The organism is Enterococcus sp. DIV0840, from assembly GCF_050527835.1.
GTDB lineage: Bacteria > Bacillota > Bacilli > Lactobacillales > Enterococcaceae > Enterococcus_L > Enterococcus_L ureasiticus.
The window spans coordinates 1,304,536-1,329,271 of record NZ_CP172876.1 but is presented as its reverse complement, the minus strand read 5'-3'; the positions used below and the strand labels follow the sequence as shown (position 1 = coordinate 1,329,271).

General features: G+C 32.6%; 23 protein-coding genes. All 23 read right to left on the bottom strand.

The annotated features are described in order from the left end of the window. Positions 1-20 precede the first annotated feature (20 nt). The 23 genes from IGL98_RS06280 to IGL98_RS06170 all read right to left on the bottom strand — a co-directional run bounded on the left by IGL98_RS06280 (position 21) and on the right by IGL98_RS06170 (position 24,714). Positions 21-653 carry a DUF421 domain-containing protein gene (locus tag IGL98_RS06280; protein ID WP_206912277.1) on the bottom strand — a complete coding sequence of 211 codons (633 nt, stop codon included), beginning with the start codon at positions 651-653 and terminating at the stop codon, positions 21-23. Continuing rightward, positions 653-1,114 carry a DUF3290 family protein gene (locus tag IGL98_RS06275; protein WP_206846443.1) on the bottom strand — a complete coding sequence of 154 codons (462 nt, stop codon included), beginning with the start codon at positions 1,112-1,114 and terminating at the stop codon, positions 653-655. Before IGL98_RS06275 ends, IGL98_RS06280 begins: the two co-directional genes overlap by 1 nt. 350 nt (positions 1,115-1,464) lie before the next feature. After that, the gene (locus tag IGL98_RS06270) at positions 1,465-2,772 is read right to left on the bottom strand and encodes a glucosaminidase domain-containing protein (protein ID WP_206912285.1); all 1,308 of its coding nucleotides are present in this window, start codon (positions 2,770-2,772) and stop codon (positions 1,465-1,467) included. A gap of 538 nt (positions 2,773-3,310) precedes the next feature. Beyond that, complete coding sequence (locus IGL98_RS06265) at positions 3,311-4,462, bottom strand: tyrosine-type recombinase/integrase (protein WP_206912298.1); 1,152 nt, start codon at positions 4,460-4,462, stop codon at positions 3,311-3,313. Positions 4,463-4,511: 49 nt separating this feature from the next. Then, on the bottom strand, positions 4,512-4,715 hold the full coding sequence (locus IGL98_RS06260) for a DUF3173 family protein (protein ID WP_206846430.1): 204 nt from the start codon (positions 4,713-4,715) through the stop codon (positions 4,512-4,514). A 375-nt stretch (positions 4,716-5,090) separates the two neighbouring features. Continuing rightward, positions 5,091-5,276 carry a helix-turn-helix domain-containing protein gene (locus tag IGL98_RS06255; protein ID WP_206846428.1) on the bottom strand — a complete coding sequence of 62 codons (186 nt, stop codon included), beginning with the start codon at positions 5,274-5,276 and terminating at the stop codon, positions 5,091-5,093. A gap of 24 nt (positions 5,277-5,300) precedes the next feature. Then, positions 5,301-5,711: a sigma-70 family RNA polymerase sigma factor gene (locus tag IGL98_RS06250; RefSeq protein ID WP_194327990.1), complete on the bottom strand. Its 411-nt coding sequence runs from the start codon at positions 5,709-5,711 to the stop codon at positions 5,301-5,303. A 55-nt stretch (positions 5,712-5,766) separates the two neighbouring features. Next, complete coding sequence (locus IGL98_RS06245) at positions 5,767-6,237, bottom strand: hypothetical protein (RefSeq protein ID WP_194327991.1); 471 nt, start codon at positions 6,235-6,237, stop codon at positions 5,767-5,769. A gap of 117 nt (positions 6,238-6,354) precedes the next feature. After that, entirely contained in the window at positions 6,355-6,726 is a 372-nt protein-coding gene (locus IGL98_RS06240) for a DUF7006 family protein (protein ID WP_206846426.1), read from the bottom strand. Between the two features lie 78 nt (positions 6,727-6,804). Continuing rightward, positions 6,805-7,557 (bottom strand): hypothetical protein, encoded by a 753-nt coding sequence (locus IGL98_RS06235; RefSeq protein WP_206912299.1) that lies wholly within the window; start codon positions 7,555-7,557, stop codon positions 6,805-6,807. Between the two features lie 42 nt (positions 7,558-7,599). Then, entirely contained in the window at positions 7,600-8,607 is a 1,008-nt protein-coding gene (locus IGL98_RS06230) for a DUF916 and DUF3324 domain-containing protein (RefSeq protein WP_206846424.1), read from the bottom strand. Positions 8,608-8,683: 76 nt separating this feature from the next. After that, positions 8,684-9,430, bottom strand: a complete 747-nt coding sequence (locus IGL98_RS06225) for a WxL domain-containing protein (protein ID WP_206846423.1) — start codon at positions 9,428-9,430, stop codon at positions 8,684-8,686. A gap of 19 nt (positions 9,431-9,449) precedes the next feature. Beyond that, positions 9,450-10,184 carry a WxL domain-containing protein gene (locus IGL98_RS06220; protein ID WP_206846422.1) on the bottom strand — a complete coding sequence of 245 codons (735 nt, stop codon included), beginning with the start codon at positions 10,182-10,184 and terminating at the stop codon, positions 9,450-9,452. Next, the gene (locus tag IGL98_RS06215) at positions 10,171-10,497 is read right to left on the bottom strand and encodes an LPXTG cell wall anchor domain-containing protein (RefSeq protein WP_206846421.1); all 327 of its coding nucleotides are present in this window, start codon (positions 10,495-10,497) and stop codon (positions 10,171-10,173) included. The genes IGL98_RS06220 and IGL98_RS06215 overlap by 14 nt, the downstream gene beginning before the upstream one ends. A gap of 16 nt (positions 10,498-10,513) precedes the next feature. Further along, a complete protein-coding gene (locus IGL98_RS06210; RefSeq protein WP_206846420.1) occupies positions 10,514-13,420 on the bottom strand; it encodes a BspA family leucine-rich repeat surface protein in 2,907 nt (968 codons plus the stop codon). 16 nt (positions 13,421-13,436) lie between these two features. After that, a complete protein-coding gene (gene lepB / locus IGL98_RS06205) occupies positions 13,437-14,915 on the bottom strand; it encodes a signal peptidase I (RefSeq protein ID WP_206912301.1) in 1,479 nt (492 codons plus the stop codon). A gap of 348 nt (positions 14,916-15,263) precedes the next feature. After that, positions 15,264-16,571 carry a sensor histidine kinase gene (locus IGL98_RS06200; RefSeq protein ID WP_339099605.1) on the bottom strand — a complete coding sequence of 436 codons (1,308 nt, stop codon included), beginning with the start codon at positions 16,569-16,571 and terminating at the stop codon, positions 15,264-15,266. A 60-nt stretch (positions 16,572-16,631) separates the two neighbouring features. Continuing rightward, entirely contained in the window at positions 16,632-17,357 is a 726-nt protein-coding gene (locus tag IGL98_RS06195) for a LytR/AlgR family response regulator transcription factor (RefSeq protein ID WP_194328000.1), read from the bottom strand. Between the two features lie 569 nt (positions 17,358-17,926). After that, positions 17,927-18,829: a conjugal transfer protein gene (locus tag IGL98_RS06190; protein WP_206844219.1), complete on the bottom strand. Its 903-nt coding sequence runs from the start codon at positions 18,827-18,829 to the stop codon at positions 17,927-17,929. Between the two features lie 18 nt (positions 18,830-18,847). Further along, positions 18,848-19,858 (bottom strand): lysozyme family protein, encoded by a 1,011-nt coding sequence (locus IGL98_RS06185; RefSeq protein ID WP_206912303.1) that lies wholly within the window; start codon positions 19,856-19,858, stop codon positions 18,848-18,850. After that, positions 19,855-21,888 (bottom strand): CD3337/EF1877 family mobilome membrane protein, encoded by a 2,034-nt coding sequence (locus tag IGL98_RS06180; RefSeq protein WP_206912305.1) that lies wholly within the window; start codon positions 21,886-21,888, stop codon positions 19,855-19,857. The genes IGL98_RS06185 and IGL98_RS06180 overlap by 4 nt, the downstream gene beginning before the upstream one ends. After that, a complete protein-coding gene (locus IGL98_RS06175; protein ID WP_206912307.1) occupies positions 21,888-24,338 on the bottom strand; it encodes an ATP-binding protein in 2,451 nt (816 codons plus the stop codon). The genes IGL98_RS06180 and IGL98_RS06175 overlap by 1 nt, the downstream gene beginning before the upstream one ends. Next, positions 24,322-24,714, bottom strand: coding sequence for a conjugal transfer protein (locus tag IGL98_RS06170; RefSeq protein WP_206844229.1), 393 nt, complete (start codon positions 24,712-24,714; stop codon positions 24,322-24,324). The genes IGL98_RS06175 and IGL98_RS06170 overlap by 17 nt, the downstream gene beginning before the upstream one ends. Positions 24,715-24,736 lie beyond the last annotated feature (22 nt).

The window sequence follows — 24,736 nt, the reverse complement described above, 5'->3', positions numbered from 1 at the left end:
AATCGTGGTCAGTTCTTTTTTCATGTATAAGGCACAATCCGAAGATTTCCTTGAAAATATTCAGCAACAAAAATCTTTGAAGGTTCCGTATAATTTTGTTTAGCTAATTCTTCCATCAACCATTCTTTCTCTTTATTGATGTCATCCAATGCATCTTCTATCACTAAACCATCTGTAATTAAATATAATCCACGATTAGGATCCCCTTTACGCACAATCGTCAAATCACCGTTTTGTTCTAATTGCACACGTTTGACTTCTGTAATTGTATTGACATCATGCAATCTAAGCATCGTCCCAAAATCATGTGCCGATAAATTTGCTTGTTTAAAATTTTCTGGAATCATTTGTCCCTTATCAATTAAAATAATCGGTTGTCCGTCCACTATTTTTTTAATTTCTGGATTTCTTAATTTAGCGATCCTCATTAAAGTGACCAACGTTCCCCATATCAATAGCACGATCAAAAATTGCAAAACAGTAATCTGAGAATTATAGATCACACCTCCAATGATTCCACCTAAAACATAGTTTTGAATTTGATCTGCAGCACTTTTTGGCGCTAGATTCCCTTTACCTGAAATATTGATAAAAATAATCAAACATAATAAACCAATTGTTAATTTTAAGCCAACATCAAAATATGGAAACATTAATTTTTACCTCCTGTATCAACGGTCTGAAATTCCTTCTGATTTTTCACTTTGATTTCTTGAATAAGATAAGAAGCTTTGTCATCTGACATACGAATCAAATAGAATTTCCCTTCTACTTCAACCACAGGATCAATATTTAAATCCGTTCGGTTCATTTTTAACTTGTTTGGTTCAACATCCATTGATTTAGCAACAGCCTGTAGCGTTCCGATCATTTGTGCATATTGATTGTCGCTAGCTTCGGCATTGTAATAGGTATTTAATTGTATACCTCCTAATAATAACAAAAGTACAATAATCAAAATGCCGATTTCTTTAAATTTGTAATCAAGCCGCTTACGAACCCAAAAGAACCCCATCACGAGTAAGATCAAAAATAACCCCGCCATGATCGCCCATTGTATTTTGTTCACAGTATGCGTTTGCTGGAGCAGATAATCATAGGTATAAAACTGCACTTGCCTTCACTCCTCGTACCATTTCTCCTTAAATCGTACTATAAAACCACCTAAACATACAATAAAAACCTTAAAATAGATTTTTTGGACAAAAAAATACCGCTCGGCTGGGTGACCGAGCGGAAAGGAGTTCTTTTTACTTGAGGAGTAAAAATGAAAAAGTGTTTTGTTTGGGTTTGTTATTGGGTATGTATTAATAATAGCCTGAAGATTTGAAGAAACTATGCCTAAATCATTTAGGTTTTCTATAGAATGATTAAGAATAAGTAAATAGCCCTTTGGTTAAAACAAAAAAGCCAATAACAATAACAAACCGTTTAAGTTTGATATTGTTATTGACTTATCTTTTTTTACTTAGGAGTTACATAAGCTAGCGTATTCGCTGTATCCTTGTCGATCACTCTAAATGAAACCATACCTAAACCGGCAACGTTCATCTCTGAGATTAGAATAGAACCATCGTCATAGACATGTTCGACAAACGCTACATGTCCATAAGTTCCATCGGCTCCTGCAACAGTTGGTTGGAAACTAACAGCCGTTCCTGCTTTAGGTTTACTAGAAACCTCATAGCCGTTTGCTTTACCAGTTGCTCCCCAATCCATTCCGTTACCCATTGTTGTTTCAACGTAACCGTCTAATTGAACGATACGGTTATAGACATATTGCGTACAGTTTCCTGCAGCATAAGCTTCTGAACCAGAGTATGTTTCACCAGTGTATTCTTTGAAGTCACTATCTGGATGACTATCTGCAACAATGATTCCACTTGTTGATGTAGATGGTTTTTCTTTGTCGTATTCAGTCAAGTCATATTCTTCGATAAACGCATTCAGTTTTTGATCATAGCTCGTATCTGTCGCATAAACTCCTGTTAATGATTTTGTTGCTTCGCGATAGCTCACGGCATTTGACTTCCACGTACCTGAATAGATTGTTTTGTTTGAATCTATGCCTTCTTTCATTAACTTAGCATAATCTTCAAATGATTCTTTGTATCCAGGATACTTTTTAAAGGAAGCATCGATCGTATACCAATTGCCTGATCCGTCATCTTCTTGTGTAGAGAAGTCAACCTTTTCTCCTTTATACTCGCCTTTGATTCCGAAAAGATTGTGATAAGGCTTTTGACTTAAATCACTATTGCCAGAACCTGTTTCTAAAATGGCTTGAGCAATCATAACAGAGGCATATAAATCATTTTTTTGACCTACAGCACGCGCTTTTTCCCCGATGCGACGAATAAACGTTTCTGTTGATTCGTTTTTTACAACCTTGATATTTTGATCCAATTTCGCTTCAGTAGGAGCATGATCAACAGTTGGCTGAGCAGGCTGTTCTGGTGCTACTGGAGTTTCAGCTGGAGCACTTGGTTGTGGTGTTACTGGTACTTCCTCGTGACTGTTTGCAGGAGGTTGTGCTTCTTCTGAAGATTCTGTGCTGGTATTGGTTGATTCAGTTGTACCAGTTTCTGTTTGAGAAGTAGATGAATCGGTTGTTGTTTCTTCTGTTGAAGAACTTTCGGTTGTCTCCGTCGTTCCTTCTTCGATGGTGCCTGACTCAGACTGTGTTAATTCATTAGCATGACCGATCACTGGTACTAAATTAACGCTGAGTAATACACAAATCATTTGTAGTGATAATAGTTTTCTTTTCATTCAGTTTAGTTCCTCTCACTTGTTTTAAAGATTCTGATGTTTTCATCGCTACTTAAAATCTATCACTCATCTTTTTAGGTTGATTCCTTGTAGTAATTTTTAAAGCACTGAATATTGCTTTTAGCAGTACCAGTTTTCAAAGCTTTTTGAGTGTGAGAATAACATGAATCCCTTACTATTACTGGGTTTCTTTGAATGTTTTTCCATATATCCACCTGCCTTTTAACTCTAAAAATCGCGTTTAACCTTCTATAAGTTGAGTTTATTTTACCATAAGTATGAGGGAAAATCTTCCACTTAACTCAAAAGATTGCAAAGTTTCGAAGAAAATTCACGTTTCAGACAAATTATGGTCGATTTTTTACAATTTTTTTCACTTTTAGAACGAACCTCTTATTTAATCTGCACAACTGATTGCGATCAAATAAGAGGTTTTTAGATTTTCTATTTCCGGTACATCTTAAACCCTAAATTACAGCTTCAAAAAGTTGATATATAAACGTTTTAAACTTCACTGGTAGAACGCTGGTAGAATATTTTAAGCAAATAACGTATCAATTGCTTCCACCACTCGATCATCCGCTTTGGCATACAAATGTCCATAAGTACCTAATGTAATTTGGATATTCGCATGTCCCAAACGTTCTTGAATCATCAATGGTTGAATATTTTTTTCAACTAACAGCGCCACATGAGAATGTCTTAAAGAATGTAGCTTAATTGGTTTAATCCCTGCTTGCTTCGCATAGTCCTTCAACCAATTTGCAAAAGAATAGGGAGGTGTGAAGGTTCCATCTAATTGAACCATATACTCAAATTTTCCAACCATTTCTTGAAGCTTTTTCCACTGCGCTAACTTTGCGGAAAGATTTGAGCCGATACCAATCGTTCGATAGGCTTTATTCGATTTTGGTGTAGATAAATACCAATCATTTTTTGTCTGGTAAATTAAAGTTTGTTCAATCGTGATTTGATTCTTCTCAAAATTCACATTTTCCCAAGTTAGAGCTTGTAATTCTCCAATTCGTACCCCTGTGTAGAAAAGCATCTCATACATTATTTTTCTGTGCTGAGATTGGATAGAAGAATTAGGAATAACAGCCATTACTTGTTTAAATTCTTCCACTTCCCAAAATTCTACTTTCTTATTTTCTTTTGGAAAAAGTGAAACGGCTTCTACAGGATTTCTTTCGATGATTCCTTCTTTGACCGCTCGATTTAAAACAATTTTTAAGTGACCAAATATTCGATTGATATAGGATTTGGATAGTGTTGAAATCTCATCATTTCCACGAGAATGGCGTGTAGCAGTCTGACTTAACTCATGCATCCACTCTTCAATATCTTGACCTTGGATATCTCTTAATCGCATCTTATAAAAATAGCCCAGCTTTTTTTCAAATATAAATTGAGCATTTTCATAAGTTTGACGCTTTACTTGCTTCTCATACCACCTGACAAAACGAACTTTGTAAAATTCTTCAAAAATAATGTTACTCACTAAACTCACTGGCTTAAGATATGAATGTGTATACATACACTTATCATACGCTTGCTTCGCCTCTCTTTGCGTAGCAAAACCTCGTTTAGTCTTTTGAATCTTCTTACCGTTTTCATCTTTGCCTAAATAAGCACGATAGAACCATTTGTTCGTTTTTTTATCTTTATAAATATTAGTAGGTTTACCCATATATTCTCCTCGCAATAGACAGAGAACAAGCCTAAATCTAGTATAATACTTACTTGATTATTTGTATACCAAATAATTTCTCAATAATCCTCGCAGGAACAACGCCTACCTGACGATTAGAATAAAAGCTTATTCCCTCAACAGTTAATAAATGCTCTTTTGCTTCTCTTATCATGACACTCGCTTGATGATGTTTAAATCCTATATGAATTAAATCCAATCGACTTATCATTACTTCAAAATCTTTTGTCATAAGTTACTCCTTTGGTTGCTTTACTTACATAACAACTTGTTACATTTTTCTTTTTTGTTAGGCTACCTTGTGCTAAAGGTACATAGGAATTTCACCTCCCCGCAAGTTTACGCCGAGCTTTACAGAAGTATCATTATCATTCTAAAAGTCATCGCAGCTACTGTAACATTTCCAATAGCTTGTTCTATACTTTAGTCGCTCCCTGTTGATCATGGCGCAGAATGAACATTAGCTCATTTTAGAATTAAACGTTCCTAACAAAACTATTCACTTTTCAAAGATCAATTGTTTCTTTACACTAGTACTAACAAAAATAGAATCAAAAAAGACACACAATCAAAAAAGAATTCACAAAAATGTGAATTCTTCTTTGATTCATCTAATTGAAAATTTTTCTATAGATTTTATCATGGCTATTGCACATTCCTGATAACAATCTTCATCAAGATATCCGTAACGTAATGAAACTTTCATCATTAAAGGATGAAATTGTACTACCAACATTTCTAACGCTACTTCATCTTTACTGCGACAGGCTAAATATAATTGCATTATTGACATTCTTAATCTCTCCTCGCAATCAAGCTAGATACTATCATCATTTAACCATTTTCTTACTTTCTTATACAACCGATGCTTCCTATTAGTAACAGCTTGCCTACTAATACCAAATACCCTACCAATTTCTTCATCCGTTTTCTCCAACACAAATTTTTCTATCAAAAATTGCTTTTCTCTACTGTTTAACTGATTTAGAATCTCATTAAAATTCCCATTAAAAATAGACATAGGCGACTCCTCCATCATCAACACCGTAAGTATCTCTTCTTCAAAATTTGTCACACCTATTGAGTAATCAAAAATATTTTCAGTTAAATATTCTTTTTCTGTTTGATGAAATTTTTTCTTGTAATAATTGGAAGCAGCATTACAGATTACTTTATGAAAATACTTTGTTAATTGAGCTTCTATTTTTTCATCCGATAAGTCTTTCATAACAGCACTTCCTTATCCTTTTAAACTAAGGAAGAATCACGCTAAAAGGACAATTCTAAATTTTGGTTAATCGATATTGCCAAAAACCTCTATAAGCTCGCTCAACATTCATTTTGGAATCTTTATCCATTTTAGGCAAAATATTCATTGTCAAGTTCTTATAATTTACTTTTATCTCACTTGAGTCATTCAAAATAGTATAAATTTCCTTATTAGATAATGGACGACCTGCTTCCTTTAAGATTGAAGATATCGTTAACCCAATGATTTGGTATGGAACGCTTTTTGATTGATTCGATTTTTTAGAAAGCATGTATCTTTGATATTCACTTTCCTTCTTAAAGATAGTTTGTTTCTCTTTACTTCTAAGAGTCTGATCCTTTGTAGGCTCTATTCTGAATTTTGAATGGTCTATTAAATCTAATCGTTCTTTCAACTCATAGTAATACTTAGTCAGTTCTCTCCTTTCCTCAATGATTAATTTCATTTGCTCGTATACATATTTTTTTTCAGAAGAATTATCCATTTAACGTCTCTCCCTTCAATAAATAACAACAAAACAAATATCAAAAAAAACAAAAATAGGGAAGAACTTAAAAATAAGTCTTCCCATCCAACGAAATTATTCGTAGCTCTAGCTTTATTATAAAAAATGTAAAATAGTGTGAGGCTTTTTATCGTTCAATCTATAGCCAAATTGCTCTAAATAGTAAAATCTATAATCAGATGACGAGCACTGTAAAATTTCTTCTTCAGACATTAGTACATTTTCACCTAGATAGTTACAACAGTCTAATAAATCCATAATTATTTGTAACTGTGCATCAAGATCTAGTATGAGGCTCATCGTAGTCAGAAAATTAGTTGGACTTACTTCTTCAATTAATTGATTATACTCTTGTTTAAGAGTTTTATATCTTGCATAGATTAAGGGATACTTAGTCAGTTTTCTTGAAAAAAATATTTTATCAAAATAATTAAAATATTCGTTTAACAAATCACTTTCTTTAGCCAAATTAAAAGCTCCTCCTATAAAAAATAAATTTTCTATATTTAATCGTTATCTCCAATTCTAAATTCTTGTTAAAATTAATCAGCTTAAAATATTGTCAACTTCTTCAATAAGACTAGATACAAATTTACTACTTTCATCTTTGACCTTTTTCAAATGCTTATTTATAACACTTGCTTCTTCTCTACTTTTTTCAAGTTCTTTAGTGGCTAATTCTTTTATTTTATCAGCTTCTTTGTTGGCTTTATCTACTAAATTTTTCGATTGCATTCTTGCTTCCAAAAGCATTTCAGCAAACTCTGTCTTTTCTTCAATCAACTGATGCTTCATCATTTCATTACTTGTCTTTAACTCTAAAAATTCAGCCTGATTTTCTGCCAAAACACTATTTGCCTCTTTTTCTCTAATCAGAGAATTTAATTGTTCATCTTTTATTTTTAATTTTGCCTGAAGAGAAGTTACTTTTTGTTTTTCAATTTCTACTTTAGATAACAACTCATCTGACTCTTCATGTTTCGTAGTATTTTGTCTTAAGCTATCAATTATACAAGTTAAATTAACTTTCTCATTTGTTAAAGATTCTAATTTTCCCTTATACAATGCATTTTGCTTTGTCAATTGCTCTATTGTTGCAGTTAAATTACCAATTTTCTCAAAGTCTCTTTGTATTAAAGTTTTTTCATGTTGTAAAACGTTCAGTGAATTTTCTTTTTTCTCCAATGAAGTACGTAAGTCTTCATTTTTTTTGATTAATCGCTTAATTTCATCTTCGTAAATTTCAAAAAATTCGTTATTATGTGTATCATTAAGATATTTTATATTATTTTCATCCATTTTATGCACCTCTTTCATTAAATAAGATTTGCTTCAACATCATTACTTCTTAGTATTTATCTTTTTAAGCAAAAAGAGAATGATTAAGATTAAGATGAATACGATTAGTCCAATTCCAAGATAAATGTATAAAGAATAATCTTTATCAAGTTCAACAGCTTTATTATTTAATTCTTTTGCTATTTCACTTTTTATGTTAAATTCTTTTTCAAATGTCCATTCCTTATCGCCATCAGTCGCTTTTCCTTTAAAAACATAAGTCCCTGGTTTAAATTCTTCATTATTTAGACTAATACCATAATTAAAATTAGAGTTAGGGGCAATTCTTAAATCTGTTCGTTTAGCTTCATATAGAGCTTCTTTACCATCTTTTTTAAAGATCTTTCCTTCAATTGATAAATTTTTAATAATCGCCGCTTCTGTATTTTGAATGTTAGCTTGTAAGACATTACGAAAATTCACTTGTACAGGCTTGACATCATTTAAAATAAGTTCAGGTTCAATTACTTTGTCTGTTTCTTGCAATTGAATTCCAACAGTATAAGCATACTTATTTACTATTTGAGCTCCTTCTTGAACTTCTTTATTATCAGCAGATTCTTTTTCTATAAAAGTAAAACCACCAAGTAAAATACCATCGAAAATCTCCGCCGGCATTTTCAAATGTGCTGTAATGGTTGTTTCTCCTTTAGCAGGAACTGTTATTTCTTTGTCCATTTCAATAAGTTCACTTAAATCATATTTAAGTGTTGAATCTTTTTTTTCAGCACTTCCACTGTAATCAGCAATGCCATTATCATTGGTAGTTGCTGTATGAATATCAGCTTCAACAGTTACATCTCTTGATGTGTCATTTTTCATGGTAATGACTAAGTCCTGAGTTTGATTAGGACTCATTTTCAAGTCAAAATATGTCTTACCTTTATCTACTTGGTTTTCTGGTATCTCAGCTTGAACAGAGAAATTCATTTCAGCAGCTTCAACACTTGTCGGTAATACTAAACTAATTAAAATTAGCAAACCAAATAGATATTTACTTATTCTCTTCATGTTTTACATACCTCACTTTGATTTTCTTCAACAAGTAAAGCTAAGAAAAATATTTTTCTTAGCTTCATGTTTTTTTCTAGATTGGCGAATCCGTTAACTTCCAAGTTAATGTTGTTGCGTACTCGCCTTTTGCTTTAGTCGTTGTTGCTGGTACTTCTAACGAAATACTTTGTTTTGCTTCATCATCACCTTGACCGAATCTAACAGACCACGTTCCAGAACCTTTGTTTGCATCTGCAATTGCAACATCTTGTGCTAAGCCTGGGTCTAATACAATTGGATTTTTAACAGTTGGTGCTTCTCCACCATCCTTAGAATTTGGAATAGCATTCATTAATTTCATTTGTGCACCTTTTAAAGATTCTTTGGCTGCTGTATTATAAAATTGTTCATCTTGAATCACGGTTAAATGCCAACCTTTCCATACACCACGTTTATCAGTTACTTGAACAAAATTTGGTACTTCTATGTCAGTTCCATTAGATTCTTTCACTTCGTCTAATTGAGCCCAATAAATTTCATTTTTACCTGAAGCTTTATTCAGACCAAAACGAATATTAGAAACATAATCAATACTCAATGGTCCATTAGTTCCAGGTTCATGATCATCTGGATCTAATGGAGTAATAGGATTTTCATCATCGGGATTTGTTGGATTTAAAGGATCTGTTTGAGAATTATCTTCCTCAAAACTAACTGTTGAATTACTTTTTATTGATGCACCATGTTTCGGTGTTTCTTCTTCTGCATGTGCTGATATCCCACCTAAAAGTAGGCTAGAACTTAGCAACATACTTAACAGGATTAATTTACTTGATTTCACAATGAATTCCCCAATCTATTTAAATTTCTGTATTTGATAACGTCCATGTGAGAGTTGTTGAATATTTCGCTGCTTGTTTTGCTGACTCACCTGGCACAAATAATGACACAGAATTTTCTCCAGTTGTTTCATTTCCAAAAGAACCAACCCAAAGTCCCATACCTTCATCTTTATTTGCGGCAATAACAGACATCCCTGCACCACCAGGCACTAATGATATCTCAGAAACTGCTGATGGTGCCTTTGATTTGTTATCAGCTGTTGTTTTCACTTGAGTATTGCTTAATTTTAGTATTGCGCCTTTTAACTCGATATCTTCACCTGTTGTGAATTGTTTATCTTGTTGTACTGACAAATACCAGCCTTCGTTAGAACCACGCTTATCAGTTACTTGTACATAGTTCGGTACTTCTTTTGTTTCTTCCCCTTTTTTCACTTTTTCTAATTTTGCATAATACGTTTTTGCTTTAGCTGAAATTAATTGTTCGCCAAAATGAAGATTAGACACGTGGTCAATACTTAGTGGTCCATCCGTCGACTCACCAGGTTCTTCTGGCTCAACTTCTTCACCTGGATTTGTTGGATCTACTGGTGGTGTTTTCTCATCATCTATCTTAAAAGTCACATCACCTTGAGATTTTATCGATTTTTCTATTACACCTGAATTTCCTTCTTCTGCATATACTGCTACATTCGTGCTAAGAAGTGCTCCTGCTGTTAATATACTTGCCATTACTAATTTACTTGTTTTCATTATTTAATTCCCTCTTCCAATAATTTTTTAATATAAAACTTGATACTAAAAGTAAAATGCCGCCAATCTGTACTAAATTCCTATTAATAGATTCACCAGTTTTCGGCAGTTTTTGACTTCCATTCCTTGGTGGATTACCTGTAGGTGTAACACCATTTAGATTTCCTGATTCTGACGTTGGCGTATAAACATAAGTATCTGTAAAATAAATAGATGATTTACTATCTATATCGACCGCACAGACACTATTTGTTCCAACTACCAAGCACAAACCACCAAGGAAAAGAAATAATAGAATCACTAATTTTTTCATAACCTCACTCCTCTCTTTATATCGGTGTATCTTTCAGATTCCATTGAAGTTCTGTTTGATATTGTTTGGCTTTTGCTTTACCAGGAGGAACTTTTAAGAGCAAACCTTCATTTTTAGACCATGAAATAAAATAATCGTTTTTATCAAGTTTATCTTCAGAATAGACATCCGCGCTTATCGTTGTATCAATTCCAATATCTTCCTGCCCATTTTTCCTAAAGATTAAAACTTGAGTTAAGGTATCTCCAGCTGTACTTACAAATGGTGTAACTTGTTTTACACTCAGGTTCCATGGTTGTTTCTGCATTCTGGTATCTTCAATCGAAATCCCCCAGTTTTCATCTTTTCTTCCAATGGTTGAGGTAAACACTGAAATAAAATTATCGTTGAATGAGAGTGTTTTCGGTGTTTCTTTAAAGCCAAGTTTTCCAGTGTAATCAACATTAATTTTCACAATGTCATCCTCAACAATTACTTCTTTTTTTGTTTGAGTTATTCCGTACAAACTCGCTTTTGTTTCTAAGGTTTTTCCATATGCCGTATCTTTCACTTTTGCTTTAAAACGTAGCTGATAAGGTTTAACACCAACATAGCCATCTCCTGAAAATACATTTGTACTGACTATTTGCTTATCCGGTTGGTAGACTGAATCTGGTAATTTTTTGATTGTTCCATCGGGAAAGATTAATTCTGCAGAACCAGAAATAAAATCAAGATCTTTTGGGAACAAGCTTTCTGCCATATCAAAGGATTCCATGGCACCTAATTCTTCCCTATTTGTAGCTGTAATTGTAAATAAAAGGCTATCTTCAACTGCAGTAAAATCATCTGGTCTAGATACATTTTTTATTTCTTTTAATAGATCCCATTGAGGCTCTAATCCATATATTTTCTTACTTTCTGTACTGAGATTTATATCTGGTTTAGGATTTAATATACTATTAAAATAGTTGATTGTTGTATTTATTTCTAAATTTTTGCCAATTGCATCTTTATTAGCTTTACCATTTATTTCGTAATAAAAATCCGCATCTACAGAAGTATAATAATTTCCTTTCGCATCCGGTTCGACTATACTTTTTAAATTAACCTCCAACGTCCGGCGAGATTTATCAAACTTAAATGCATCAACTGGAAAATCTATTTTATGTCCATCCTCTGTAATGACATATCCTTTAAATGATTCCTCACTGATAGTTAGCTCTTCTGGAATAGTTGTTTTATAGATAAAGTTATAAACATTACCAGTATGATGAATTGTATTTTCAATTTTAACTTCATCATTCACATAGAACAAACCATCCGAGTATGTTTGATTAGATATATTGGCTTCAGCCGTGATTTCACCTGGCAACACTGTTTCTGCAACATAAATACCAGGAGTTAAATCGTCTTTCCCATAATTCCTCAGAAATTCCTTTGGAGAATATGACCTCGATGATCTATTTTCACGTATCCAGTTCCCTGTTAATTCATCATCTAAGTTTAAAGCCTTTGGTGATCCTAAGGATGTATCAGAATCAGATGTAACTCTAAATTTTTCTCCTAATTTCAATTTACTTAATTTAACACCATACAACATATTATCCATATAAAGTACTTTTGATGTATCAAAGGTATTTAAGTCTAAATCCGATATAGAAGTACTGCTAAACATGTAGCTCATATTTGTAACTTTTGATGTATCAAAATGACTTACGTCTAGCTTTGTTGACCAATTATTACGAAACATAGCACTCATATTTGTAACTTTTGATGTATCAAAATGACTTACATCTAGCTCTGCCCTAGTATTGTAAAACATAAAATTCATACTTGTAACGTTCGACGTATCAAAATGACTTACATCTAATTTTGTTGATTTACTCTCAGAAAACATACTATCCATATTCACAACATTTGACGTGTTTAAATGACTTATATCTAACTCTGATACTTTGCTATAGTTAAACATAGCCCTCATGTCTATAACATTTGATGTGTCAAAATTGCTTAAGTCTATATCTGATATAGAAGCATTGCTAAACATGTAGCCCATATCTGTAACTTTTGATGTATCAAAATGACTTACATCTAGTACTAACGCCTTACTATAATAAAACATAGCCCTCATATTCGTAACTTTTGACGTGTTTAAATGTTCTAAACCATCAATTTCCTCAAGATTTTTAAAAGCATAATTTTCGTAATTTGAAAATAATCCTTCCGAATTTGATGGTGCATTTACTGATCCTTGAAAAATAATTTTTTTAATTAGCTTGCTATTAATACCTCTCTTCTGCCAGTTACTCTCAGTATCATTTGTTAATTCACCACTTTGCAGTTTAATTTCACCAACTTCTTCATTAAATTCATAGTGAGCGGTTCCCCATAGACCAGTCTTAATCGCATAAGTGTTATCAACTTTTGTCTCAGCAGACTTTTCTGAGGAAGACTCCTCAAAACTTTTACTAAACTCAGGTTCCACTGATTCTTCCTTTGATTCCTTCAATGCATTAACTTCTATATTTTTTTCTTCAGTACTTACTTCTTGATTCTCTCTAACTGTCAAGGCTTTTAGTGGATATATGCCTTCTTTATTCAGCTTCAATCTAATATTTACTGATTTTTTTTCATTTAAAGGATTCAACCAATCAATCACTACTTGATGATTTATTTGATCAAATACAACGGAAGCATCTTGATAATCTGAATCAATATATTCCGTATTTCCATCAATTGGAATAACTAATTTTGTATCTTCTATATTTGAATCCATTACTGATATAGTTACTGTATCTTCTTCTTTCAAAGAATGAGCCGAAGTTATTAATCTAATATCTTCTACTATGTTATAGTTTGCTAATAACGTTCTCATGTGACTAGTAAGCATACTTCCCGTTAATATTATTAAAAAAAATATATATATTTTTTTGAATTTCATTTTGACTCACCTTCTATTATTTCGTTGACCAAATTTTCCATTTAACATTTCCTTTAATAGCTTTAATATCAACGAATCCAAAGTTCCGACTATCTCTTGAATATAGACGATTATCGCCTAAAACAAATAACTTATTTTTAGGGACCTCTTTCACACCAGATAACTCTTCAAGTGAAAAGTCTTTTGTAAAAACTTCTCCATCTCCTAATTTTTTCTTCTCTCTATCTAAATATGTTTCTTCTATTGGAGTTCCATTAATATACAATTGATCATCAACATACTCGATTTTATCACCTGGTAAACCAATGACTCGTTTAATGTATTCTTGTCCATGCTCATCAGGAGATTTAAAAGCAACCACATCAAATCTTTCTACTTTATTGTATTGTTTGTTTAGCACAATATAATCAGAAGATCTAAAATTTGGAGCCATCGATTCTCCTTTTATTGTTGCAACTGAAAAAACAAAATTAAAAATTAATGTACAAAATAATATTCCCGCAAACATAAAAAGGATTTTGTGCGGTATTTTCAGAGAAATATTTTTATCCCCAAGTTTTTTTTTCCTACTTCTACTCATTTGAACAATTTGATTGGAAGATGAATTTCCCTGTATATCGGATTGATCAGTACTATTGAGCTTCATTTCTAAAAGCTTGTTGTCCGATTGCAACTGTTCCCTTAAATATGTTTGAAAATCTGAAATTATTACGTCAATTTTTAAACCAGTTTGGTGATCTATATAACGTTGTTGCGCTTCATACTCATGACTAAATGGTTTGAATAGAGATACTTTAGCCGCTTTATTTTTCAAGGAAAGCTCATTTAAAATATTATTAAATTCATCATCTTCTTCATTGAATCCCAGTAAAGTGACAGATATATCTTCAAATTGATTAATTTTAGATATTCCCATACGTAAATTAATCATACTTTCTTGCTTTTCTTCACTCGTTAACGCTATTGTTTCAACTTGATCAAATGAGCCATATAATTTATAAAGAATTGGGAGACCTAGATTGCTTTTACTTAATAAAAAGGACTGTCTATCTGTACAAGCAATCACTTCACTTTTTACCTGAATAATATTTTCTATTAAGAAGTTAGAATTATAAGAAAAGATATATTCACTATTTGCTAAATAAGATCCTAAAAGATTACGGAGTTCTTCATCCACTTGTTCATACTGATTACTCAAACTCTTGGATAGAAGTCTTTTAAATAAAATCAATCGTTCATTTGAATCAACTATTGAATCATAGTCTAAATCAGTTTTAATATTTTTTATTAGTGACAAAAACTGCTCATTTTTTCGTAAATACTCAAATTTATTTTCTATTATTTTTAATTGATTAATAAAAGCATCAAACTTAACTTCTGAATTTATTGTTGCAAAACTTGCCCATAAACTTTCTACGAAACTCATTTTTAAAACATTATTCTTTAAGATTAATTCTTCAAAATTTGATCCAATAAAAACAATTTGTTTGCTCATCTTTTCTCACCTACTTACATAGTTTTCTTGGCCATCCAAGCATTTGTATTTCCACATATATCTAGTATGTTTATTGAAGTATCAAAACTTATTTGAAAAATTTTTAGATTCTTCTCTCTTGGAAGGTCTCAGGTAATCATAATAACTCTTCAACAACTTATTTAACTCTACCGGTTTGATTTCGCCCTTCTAAACGTAATATTTTGCATATTTTCTTAAAATCATCAAAATTTATTCCTTCATTTCTAGCAATTCCAATAGTTAATTCATCTTATCCATTGCAATTTAAAACCCGATATACTAAAAAAACGTTTCCTATTTAAAAGAAACGTCTCTCATATCAAAATATTAAGCCAATAATTTTACTATCACATTAAATTGTTGCTTATCATACTGAACAATCATTTCACCATCATACTCTTTGGCAATTGTTTCGATACTATTCAAACCAATCCCATGATTTTCAGCATTCTCTTTTCTAGAAATGATTTTTTCCTTATCTAAATGCACAATTCCATCAAAAGAGTTTGTCACTTGTATCATCAAAAATCCAATTTGATAACTTAATTTAATCCCAATCCACTTTTCATTCGGCACATAGTCCAACGCTTCAATTGAATTATCAATTAAGTTCCCTAAAATCGTTGATAAATCAAATGGTGCAACCTCAATATCAGCGGGGACATTTATCTCGCAAGATATTGTTACGCCTTTATTCGCTAGGGCTTGCAGTTTTAGATTAATAATATAATCAATTGTTATATTTCCTGATTCTGCATAAATTTTACCAAGTACACTTAAACTGCCAAGTTCTCGTACTTGCTTAACCAATTCATCTGTCTTACCACTTTCCGCTAGATAAATTAGAGGTGATAACTTATTTTTTAAATCATGACGAATCGTTCTTTGTGATTCAAGTGTTTGTTTCATTGTAATGAGCTGTTGTTCGTAGTATTTATTTTTTTCATCTAACACCTTACTATCTACTTGCGTTTTCACCATATTTTCTATCGAGCGACGTGTGTAATAAAACAAAATATAGGATACAGGTAAGAGTGGAATAACAGCCGCCCAATAGTAGAAGGATATTTTCACAGGAGAATCTGTTAAGATTAACACCCATAAAATATCTTTCATTGTAATAAATAGAAATGTTGTCCAATAAATGATTGGTAAATTGCCACTCCCTGATCGTATTTTTCTAAATCTTAAAATAAACAGTACTAATCCCAAACTAATCAAACGAGCAATAGTATAAAGCAGCATCGTATTCGATGGTTTCATCATAAATTCTGCTACATCTTGCCTACTTATCGCTGTACTCATTAATAACATTGAAGCAACACCTTCTCCAATATCGATTACTGCTGTAGCAATGATTGAAGTCATCAAAATATCCTGCCACTTTGTAAAAAAGAAGAAGGATACAACTAGAAATAATATCGCAGAAACGATTACATTAATGATAAAGTATTCAAATGAATCAAAAAATGCTTGTACCAGGCTAGCTATGCAAAAAATTAAAATGAGTTTCTCCTTTGACACTCGTGGTTTCATTGGTTTATAGCGTGAAAAAAGAAAGTACATTAATAAATACTCCAATCCACTTGCATAAATATGAACGAAAAAAGTCTGCATATTGAATATCATTATCATTGTTATCCTCTCCCTAATACTATTCTTGATTTTAGTAAACAAATGCAAGCTGAAAACGCCTTATAAATGCTTATCACTTTCTCTTAAAAATTGTTCCTTTACTCCATTCCTTTTATTTTTTGGAATCGCAATTTTTTCTTTATTTATTAAAATAATTTCCTCACGTGAATATTTACTCACAAAGTTATAGTTTACAATAATCGATTGACTAATTTGAATAAATCCGTATGAGAGAACTTCTTTTGCTACATCTTTGATATTTCCAACAAATAGATCCATGCCATCAATTGTCATGATTTTCACATTTCTACCAGAATTCTCAAAATAGATAATATCTTCCATCCAAACATTAAAATATTCTTTCCGTTTTTTATAATGATATAACTTTGGCGTTAATGCCAATTTTTCCATTGCCAAATTGATAGATTTTACTAGTTTACTTTCCTCAATAGGCTTTGGAATAAATAATAACGGCTGAACATCAAATAATTGACGATCATATTGTCCTGTCCCAGAAACATAGACAATTTGCATTTTATGATCCCTTAATTTATCCCTAATTGCCACACCAACATCTACCCCATTGATTCCATCCATTTCAATATCAAGATAGATTAAGTCAAAGTTATCATCATCATTTTGGATAGTATTCATTAGTGAGTTACCATCATAAAATAGATGAATGGTGACATCAAACCCAGCTTCTTTCACATATCGTAGAATCATATTTTCAATTTGGGAACAGACTACTTTGTCATCATCACATATCGCAATTTTTAAATGCATCTCACGTCATTCCTCCCGTTTAAATTTTCCCGAAAAATCCCAGCATAGATTATCGATAATTATCAAATATTTCTCTTTTATAAAAAGTATAAATAACAAGTGAACATCACCTGTAACTTTGTTACAATAATGATTTTCTTTACTTTTAAACTATATTATCAATTTCCAATTAATCCCTCTTCGTTTTAAATGATGATAATACTATAAAAAACAAATAATGCCAATGATTTAATTAAAATATATACCAACTAACTATAATTACAGATAAAAAATCATTGAAAAATATTCTTAAAATAAACCTTTAAAAACAGCTTCCATCTTTACTTAATACTAGATAGATAATAAAGCATCAGCACAATTAATAACATAGTTCGTTAAATCAAAAAATAAATTGCAATAGTTAAATAACAAAAAAATAGAATTCATTATGTCGAAAAACTTTGAGTCGTTCATCTTCTATGAAATTTTCTATATTTAAACTTTCCAGAAAAAAAGTATATCATTTTTATGTAATATTCCCTCTTTATAACCTTCTATACAGTTAATTTTAAAGAGGGATTCTTTTGATTCTAATTTATAATTATCCAATTGTTCTGTTTTTCAAGAATAAGATTAAATTGAGAAAGTTGCGTTATGCTCGTTTCTTTATCTATATATTTTACAGAAACTTTCGCTACGATTTGTTTTCCTTTTCTATAATAAATTGGAGAAACTAACTCAATAAATAAATAGTCTTTTTCAATTGGTTTAATTGCTTGATTATTTACATAATATGCTAATTCTTTTTTGCTTGCTTTAGGATACAGTTTAAAGAATGTTTCTAGGAAGGCTGTGATTTCTTCTGATGTTTGTACATCAATAGTGTTATCATTTTCAAGAATTTTAGGTTCATATTCTGATTTACTTGGCTTTGATGTGATAGTTGGGTTTTGAATAATAACTATTTCTCCAGATTTTTCAATATATACAGTGGTTTGATAAATGGATGTGATATTCTTACTTTTCTTATTTTCTGTCAATTTTTGCTCAACGGAGAAAAGGACATTATATTCTCCTTCATTCTGTTTTTCAATTGACCAAAATTGTATCCTTTCAGCAGTTGAGGTTGCTGGAATATCACTACGAATCATTTCAGCATTTAACTGTTGAAGTTCTGGAGTTAGATAGGATTCCAGTGCTTGCTCTCGTTGTTCAAGTAGCTTGGAATCTTGTTCCCAAGAGTAATAAATTTTAGCAAAATTTTCTACAAAACTTTGAACCTTTGTGGTATCTATAAGTTCTAATTTCACTACTTCTTTTTCATGAGTCGTATGTTGGTCGATGGCTGTAAAGTTTTTATATACGCCAAAAGCAATACTTGTTAGAAGTAAAATCCATAGTGCCGTTGTCGTTTTTTTATGCGTTCCTACTTTTATTGTAGGAACTTTTTTGACTTTGTTTCTTTTTTCTTTTCTTTCTAGTTTGATTTTCATGAATGTGATTCCTTTCTCTTATTTAGTAATGATTCGCCCTGCACCAATCAGATGTTGTTGCCAATAGGACGAGGTAAGATCGCCATAACCAATTGGGTCTCCTGCGTGATACATTTGAGTTGGAGATACGACAATGCCAACATGTGTCACATAGTCTGATGTATCATAGGTTGAGTGGAAGAAAACTAAGTCCCCTGCTTTTGCATCAGTTAATGGAATGTGTTGTGTAGCGTCATACTGTGCTTGAGCGATTCTGGGAAGGGTTATGCCAGCTTTTCCAAAACACCATAACGTTAACCCACTACAGTCAAAACTTGTCTCAGGACTGGCACCACCAAAGACATAAGGGTAGCCTTGGTACTTCAATGCTTCATCCATGATTTCGTGGACAGTTTGATTATCAAATTCAGTCACCGTTAGATATTGAAAAACTAACTTTATATAAAATTGATTTCCATAGTTGTATCGCCATCCACCATTAATAGGGATGGCAATTGGATTGGGATAACTTACTCTAGTACCACCTGATTTTTCTTTTGAGAAATTTTCTGCTAGTTCATAAAAATATTTCTTTCCGTGAGAAGCAACGTATTGTAGAAAGCCACCACCATAATTATAGGATTGAATGACTGAATCAACATCGCAGCCTAAGTCACTGGAAGACTTCAAAAGTTCGCTAAAGTATTTACAGCCTTGTTTAATTGATTCTTCAGTAGATAAGGTATTTGGAGGAAGTCCTAGAGACTCACTACTTTGCATCACATCTTGACCTTTCCCACCAGACTCAACCTGCATAATCGCAAGAATATAGCGAACATATTTTGAAATATCATATTCCTTGCAGTATTTCTCAACGGTATTCTTATGAGAAAGAACTTCCTTTGAAACAGACAACCCACCTATATCAGAAGAGTCTTGAGCACTACTGTCATCATCTGAGAAAAAAAGAGTGACGCAGAAAATCAAGCTAAATAGGATCATAAATAAACTACCAAGTAGTAGAGTAAACTTTAGTTTTAAGAGTTTCATTTTTTAGAACCTCGTTTGCTTGGTTGCTTTCTTTTTTGTGTCGTGTTATTCGTAGTTTGATTTTCTTTTGATTGTTTAAGGTGAGGATTCTTATTTTTAACTGGTTTATTTTCACGGATGATTGGTGTAGTTGATGCATTCATTTTTTCAGATTTTGGATAAGGCTTGATAGTATCTTTTGTAAGCGGACGTGGATGATCTGGTGTTTTTGAATTCGTTTTATTTTGAGTTTTAGGTGGGCTAGTTTTACGATTGGTTTTTGCTTGTTCCATTTCTATTCTTTTCTGAGCAATTGTTTGTCTATGTTGCTGGTGTTGTTTCAATCGTTCGCCATGATTTTTTTGTGGTGTATTTTTAGTTGTGTCAGAAAAGTTTTGAATGCCTTCTTTTAAGTTGACTTTCTTTTTATGAATCGCATATTTAGCTTGCGTCGGTAAATCTTTTGTTTGCTCTTTTAACAGTTTGGTTTTATCATTTGCTCGTTGTTTAATATCTAACACATTACCTGTTGTTTTCCCAAGTCGTTCTGATAATGGTTGCTTCGGTTTAATAAGTGAAGGAACATTATTTTGTCTGTCGTGAGTTTGAGGAACAGATTTACTATTAGCTGCTGCTTTCTTTTTAGAAGGTGGGCCTTCTGAAATAAGACTTTTACTGAGTTGGCGTTGGATTTTTCTTGTTTGGCGATTAACTAAGTGCTTAGGTTTACGGAAAATTTGTTTTCCAACACCTTGAGAATCATTGCTTTGTAATGCAAAAAGACTCATCAAGTCGCCTAATTTTAAATAGATTCCAGCGAACGTAACGATCTGTAAGAATGCCGTCATAAAGAAGGGCGAACTTGCAGACAATGAATACAACATCGTAGAAATGCTAAAGGCAACGGTGATGATCAGCGTAATACCAGCTCGGGTCATAATAACATTAAAGAGTTTCATAACAGCTCTTTTACTGGTACTTTTAAAACTAGGAATCATACTTAGCAGAAAACTAATTGGTAGAAACATGGCATAGACAATGAAGAAGACTTGAGAAAAGATCATAATCCCTGTGAGCAGAAAGATAAAAATAGAAATGCCGATGTTAAAGAAGAATAAGAAAAAGACTGTTCCCAATCGATTAATGGCTTTGGTGATACTCAAATTGTTATTTTTCTTATTCTCAATCTCATCTTTAACGGTCGTTTCTCTGTCTTTTCCGTCATTAAGTGTTGGGCTAACGGAAAGCAGTTTTTCAACACGAGATTCTCCTAGCGATTCAATATTAGAATCATCGTATTGCAAAAGAAGCCAAGGCTGTTGCACTTGAATAGAGAATAAACTGTCTCGTATTAAGTCGACACTATCTTTTCCTTTAGAATCAGAATTGGGCAGAATAATCTTTGTACCAATATCCAAACTGGCTTTGCTTACATCGGTAGAGAACTCATTAATCTTTTGAATATAATCAGGCGCATAAGCAATAAAAGAAGCAGATAAAATAAACACCACGAAAAAGTTAATAACGGCTTGAACAGCTTTAGTCGTTTCACGTTTTAATAACCCTGTATAAGCGACATAGATACCCAAAACTAAAACTAGAATCAATAGAAAGCCCACATAAAATCCGGAACTGGAAAAGCCATGTTTCGTAATTCCTGCAATGGTTTGCATGTTTTGACCAATTGCATCGGTTGTTTGAGAAATAAAGTCTAATTTGTATGCTTCTTGAATCAAGTAACCCGTCGCATTTGAAAGATAAAGTGATATTGTCCAAATGAAATTGGTAATGGCATAAAGCCCATACGTGACTTGTTTTCCAATCCCATCACCCCAGTTCCAAGGTAACCAGCCCCATGAATTATCGACATAAAAATCGAGTTGGTAATTATCAAGCGGGTATTTTGAATACACATTACTGGAATTAATGGTATCGTCTACTAACCCAGCAGCTTCTACAAAGGTTCCTCGCAAAATTAACGAAAGTAAAACAACCCCAACCAATAGAAGTAGGGATAAGATAATTTTCTTTAAAGACCATTTTGGTTTCATTAGGACACCTCTTTTCTCACAGGAGGTCTTGTATCAAAAGCATGTAGCAACTCTTCAAAAATTGGATGAAATTGAATCACACCTACACGACCATATAAATCTGAAAGGAGACACTGACCATTTTCTAAATCTCTTAATCGTTTTTGATTGCCTTCATCTTCTTTATCAATACCAAAGAATTCCAGTGTCTTTTTAATTTCATTAATATCCGTAGAACGGAAAGCAAATTTCAACCCAAGATTATTTTTTAGTTTTTCATCTAGTAAATCATCCGCATTTTGCGTAACAAAATAGACCCCTGCATTCATGGCTCGTCCAGCACGGACTAGCTTCATTGAAAGGGTCTTTCCTTGAGCTACTTGAAGAAAACTCCAAGCCTCATCTAGGTCAACCATTTTAAAGATAGAGCGGTCAGAGTGAATGAAATCTAAAGCAAAGGTACTGATGACAATTAGCATGGCAACACTTAGTAGTTCCATCGTCGTATATTCTTCAAACCCAGTTTCAGCATCTGGAAGAACTAAATCCGCAACTTGAATAATATTGAGCTGCTTATCCAAACTAATAGACTGTCCAACAGTTCCATCACTAAACAATAAGTGAGCAAAATCATAATCCGTAAAGGATTCAATGTGATCAGCTATATGGTTACTGATAATCGTATCTTCTTTTCGTAGCTCATCCAGAACAAGTAAGAGTCCACGAGTTTTACTTTTGGTAACACGACGAATGGCTTTTCGTAAGACAGGAAATTTTTCACCATCCCGACTGGATATTCCTGTTAAGAATGTCAAAATATCAATCGCTAGGCTTTCACTATCTTTAGGGCGTTTTAAAATGACATATGGATCAAGTAGCCCTTTATTGGTTTCTTCGCTTGTAAGGTTCACAATATTAATTTCGTGCGCAATATCTGGTAACGTTTCTTTCCAGTTTCCTCGTTCTGCTTTTGGATCAACGATAACGGCTTGCCCACCAAATAAAACAGCGTAGTAAATGAGCATGTTATTACTAAAGGATTTACCACCACCAAGAGAACCGATGAATGCAGAAGCCAAGGCATTGGTAATAGAACCTTTCACACCTTGACTAGCTAGACTTGGCTTTAGATACACATTCCTTCCTGTATCTAGGTTGTATCCTACATAGATCCCTTCTGTTTCTCCTAGCATTTGAGTTGCACCAAAACCTAAGCCAGCTAAAAAATCAGAAGTAACATATTGGATATAGTCGTTTATATATCGTTTAGAAGCAGGAATAAATTCACCATGTAACCCAAGCATATCGCCAAAAGGACGAACCAATTTGATACTAAAATCATCATAGAAATCTTTGACTTCATTGCAGCGACGTTTTAATTCATCTGGATCACTTGCGGAGACACGGACAACATAGCTTAGTTTGTACATAGACTCTTTTGTTTGATCTAAGGTACTTTCAAGTTCATCTACAGAATCTAAAGCATCTACGACGTTTGAGCTCGTCTCATTATTACTTTCAAATGCATGATTGTCTAAATCTTTAAGTTCTTTCTTTTTGTTACGTACAGTAGAAAGAGCTTTTTTGTTGGTGACGATTTCTACGTTCATTGAAGTATCGATTGGGAAGGAGAATTGTTGTTGCTGATAATAAAAAATTTCGCTATTAGGAAAACCAAGTTCGCCAATAACAGAATTGATTGTAAAATAAGCAGCGTAGGTTGTCTTATTTTCGTTTTCAATTTTCAAATAGCGTTGTTTTTCTTCGATTAAGCAACGAGTTGGTTTTAAGAGGTCATACCGTTTTACTAAGGTTTCTTTTTTTAGTTTTTTAGTCGGTAGGTGATAAGTGTATTCTTCATAGGGCGTTCCTGTTTGTCCATAAATGTGTTCAATGATATAGCCAAAATCATCTTTAGCTGCGCGACGAATCTTAAAACGTTTTGAGATTTTATTTTCAAGAAGGTGTTCCATTTTGGAAAAACGATCAATCTCATCATTACTCATAGAGACAAAATCTCCCATAAGTTTATGATTCACATCATGAAAAAAATCTTGTAACGAAATCCAAAACTCGTTGGACACATTCTTAATAGAAACTTCTTGATCATTGAGGGATAATTTAAAGCCAATAAAAAAGCGATAGTCAACTTGATTGTCTCCAATCATTTCAACTAACGCTTCAGTTTGTTCGTCTATTTTTTTAGTTGCGACTTCTTTTAATTTACCAGTAACTTCGTCTTTAGATCGCTCCTGTGTAACTCGAATACTAGATTCGATACTAAGTTGCAAGGCATGAATTTTTCCATCACGATTTTGAGCAATCAATTGACGAAAGCTATCATGTACTTGAAACTTTTCTTCTGGACTCAGAAAACTATAGTTATAGGGTATCAATTCATAATAGGCAAAACATTCACCATCATGATTGAATACCAGGTTATTTTCAATATATTTAATCGGATACTTCATAAAGTTCACTCCTTACAATTGTAATGGATTCATTTAATTTTTGAGTGTTTAATTTTATAGGCTTGTAGGCATACGTTAGTTTAGATCGGAAAAAATAGGAGAGGATGGATTTTAAGAATCCATACGGTTTCTTTCCATCAAAAGTCTTTTGACTCATAAACCATGTAAAGGCAACAGGCAAGCCTAGATATTTTAGAAACGCCCCATCAATGAATGAGAGAGGTGGGATATTACTAAACAAAATGACAAAAAGAATAGATACCACGAACCATGTCATTTGGGTAAATGTAATAGGGAATGGGAGTTGTAAGTCATTAATAGCATAGATAACTTTTTCAACATTCCAGATGCTGGTGTAACTTTTTATTTTTTTCATCAAATTAAATCCTTTCTTAAAA

Coding starts and splice junctions, on each gene's coding strand:
- IGL98_RS06280 (WP_206912277.1), bottom strand. CDS start 653: ATGTTTCCATATTTTGATGTTGGCTTAAAATTAACAATTGGTTTATTA.
- IGL98_RS06270 (WP_206912285.1), bottom strand. CDS start 2,772: ATGAAAAGAAAACTATTATCACTACAAATGATTTGTGTATTACTCAGC.
- IGL98_RS06265 (WP_206912298.1), bottom strand. CDS start 4,462: ATGGGTAAACCTACTAATATTTATAAAGATAAAAAAACGAACAAATGG.
- IGL98_RS06260 (WP_206846430.1), bottom strand. CDS start 4,715: ATGACAAAAGATTTTGAAGTAATGATAAGTCGATTGGATTTAATTCAT.
- IGL98_RS06255 (WP_206846428.1), bottom strand. CDS start 5,276: ATGTCAATAATGCAATTATATTTAGCCTGTCGCAGTAAAGATGAAGTA.
- IGL98_RS06250 (WP_194327990.1), bottom strand. CDS start 5,711: ATGAAAGACTTATCGGATGAAAAAATAGAAGCTCAATTAACAAAGTAT.
- IGL98_RS06245 (WP_194327991.1), bottom strand. CDS start 6,237: ATGGATAATTCTTCTGAAAAAAAATATGTATACGAGCAAATGAAATTA.
- IGL98_RS06235 (WP_206912299.1), bottom strand. CDS start 7,557: ATGGATGAAAATAATATAAAATATCTTAATGATACACATAATAACGAA.
- IGL98_RS06230 (WP_206846424.1), bottom strand. CDS start 8,607: ATGAAGAGAATAAGTAAATATCTATTTGGTTTGCTAATTTTAATTAGT.
- IGL98_RS06220 (WP_206846422.1), bottom strand. CDS start 10,184: ATGAAAACAAGTAAATTAGTAATGGCAAGTATATTAACAGCAGGAGCA.
- IGL98_RS06215 (WP_206846421.1), bottom strand. CDS start 10,497: ATGAAAAAATTAGTGATTCTATTATTTCTTTTCCTTGGTGGTTTGTGC.
- IGL98_RS06210 (WP_206846420.1), bottom strand. CDS start 13,420: ATGAAATTCAAAAAAATATATATATTTTTTTTAATAATATTAACGGGA.
- lepB (WP_206912301.1), bottom strand. CDS start 14,915: ATGAGCAAACAAATTGTTTTTATTGGATCAAATTTTGAAGAATTAATC.
- IGL98_RS06200 (WP_339099605.1), bottom strand. CDS start 16,571: ATGATAATGATATTCAATATGCAGACTTTTTTCGTTCATATTTATGCA.
- IGL98_RS06195 (WP_194328000.1), bottom strand. CDS start 17,357: ATGCATTTAAAAATTGCGATATGTGATGATGACAAAGTAGTCTGTTCC.
- IGL98_RS06190 (WP_206844219.1), bottom strand. CDS start 18,829: ATGAAAATCAAACTAGAAAGAAAAGAAAAAAGAAACAAAGTCAAAAAA.
- IGL98_RS06185 (WP_206912303.1), bottom strand. CDS start 19,858: ATGAAACTCTTAAAACTAAAGTTTACTCTACTACTTGGTAGTTTATTT.
- IGL98_RS06180 (WP_206912305.1), bottom strand. CDS start 21,888: ATGAAACCAAAATGGTCTTTAAAGAAAATTATCTTATCCCTACTTCTA.
- IGL98_RS06175 (WP_206912307.1), bottom strand. CDS start 24,338: ATGAAGTATCCGATTAAATATATTGAAAATAACCTGGTATTCAATCAT.
- IGL98_RS06170 (WP_206844229.1), bottom strand. CDS start 24,714: ATGAAAAAAATAAAAAGTTACACCAGCATCTGGAATGTTGAAAAAGTT.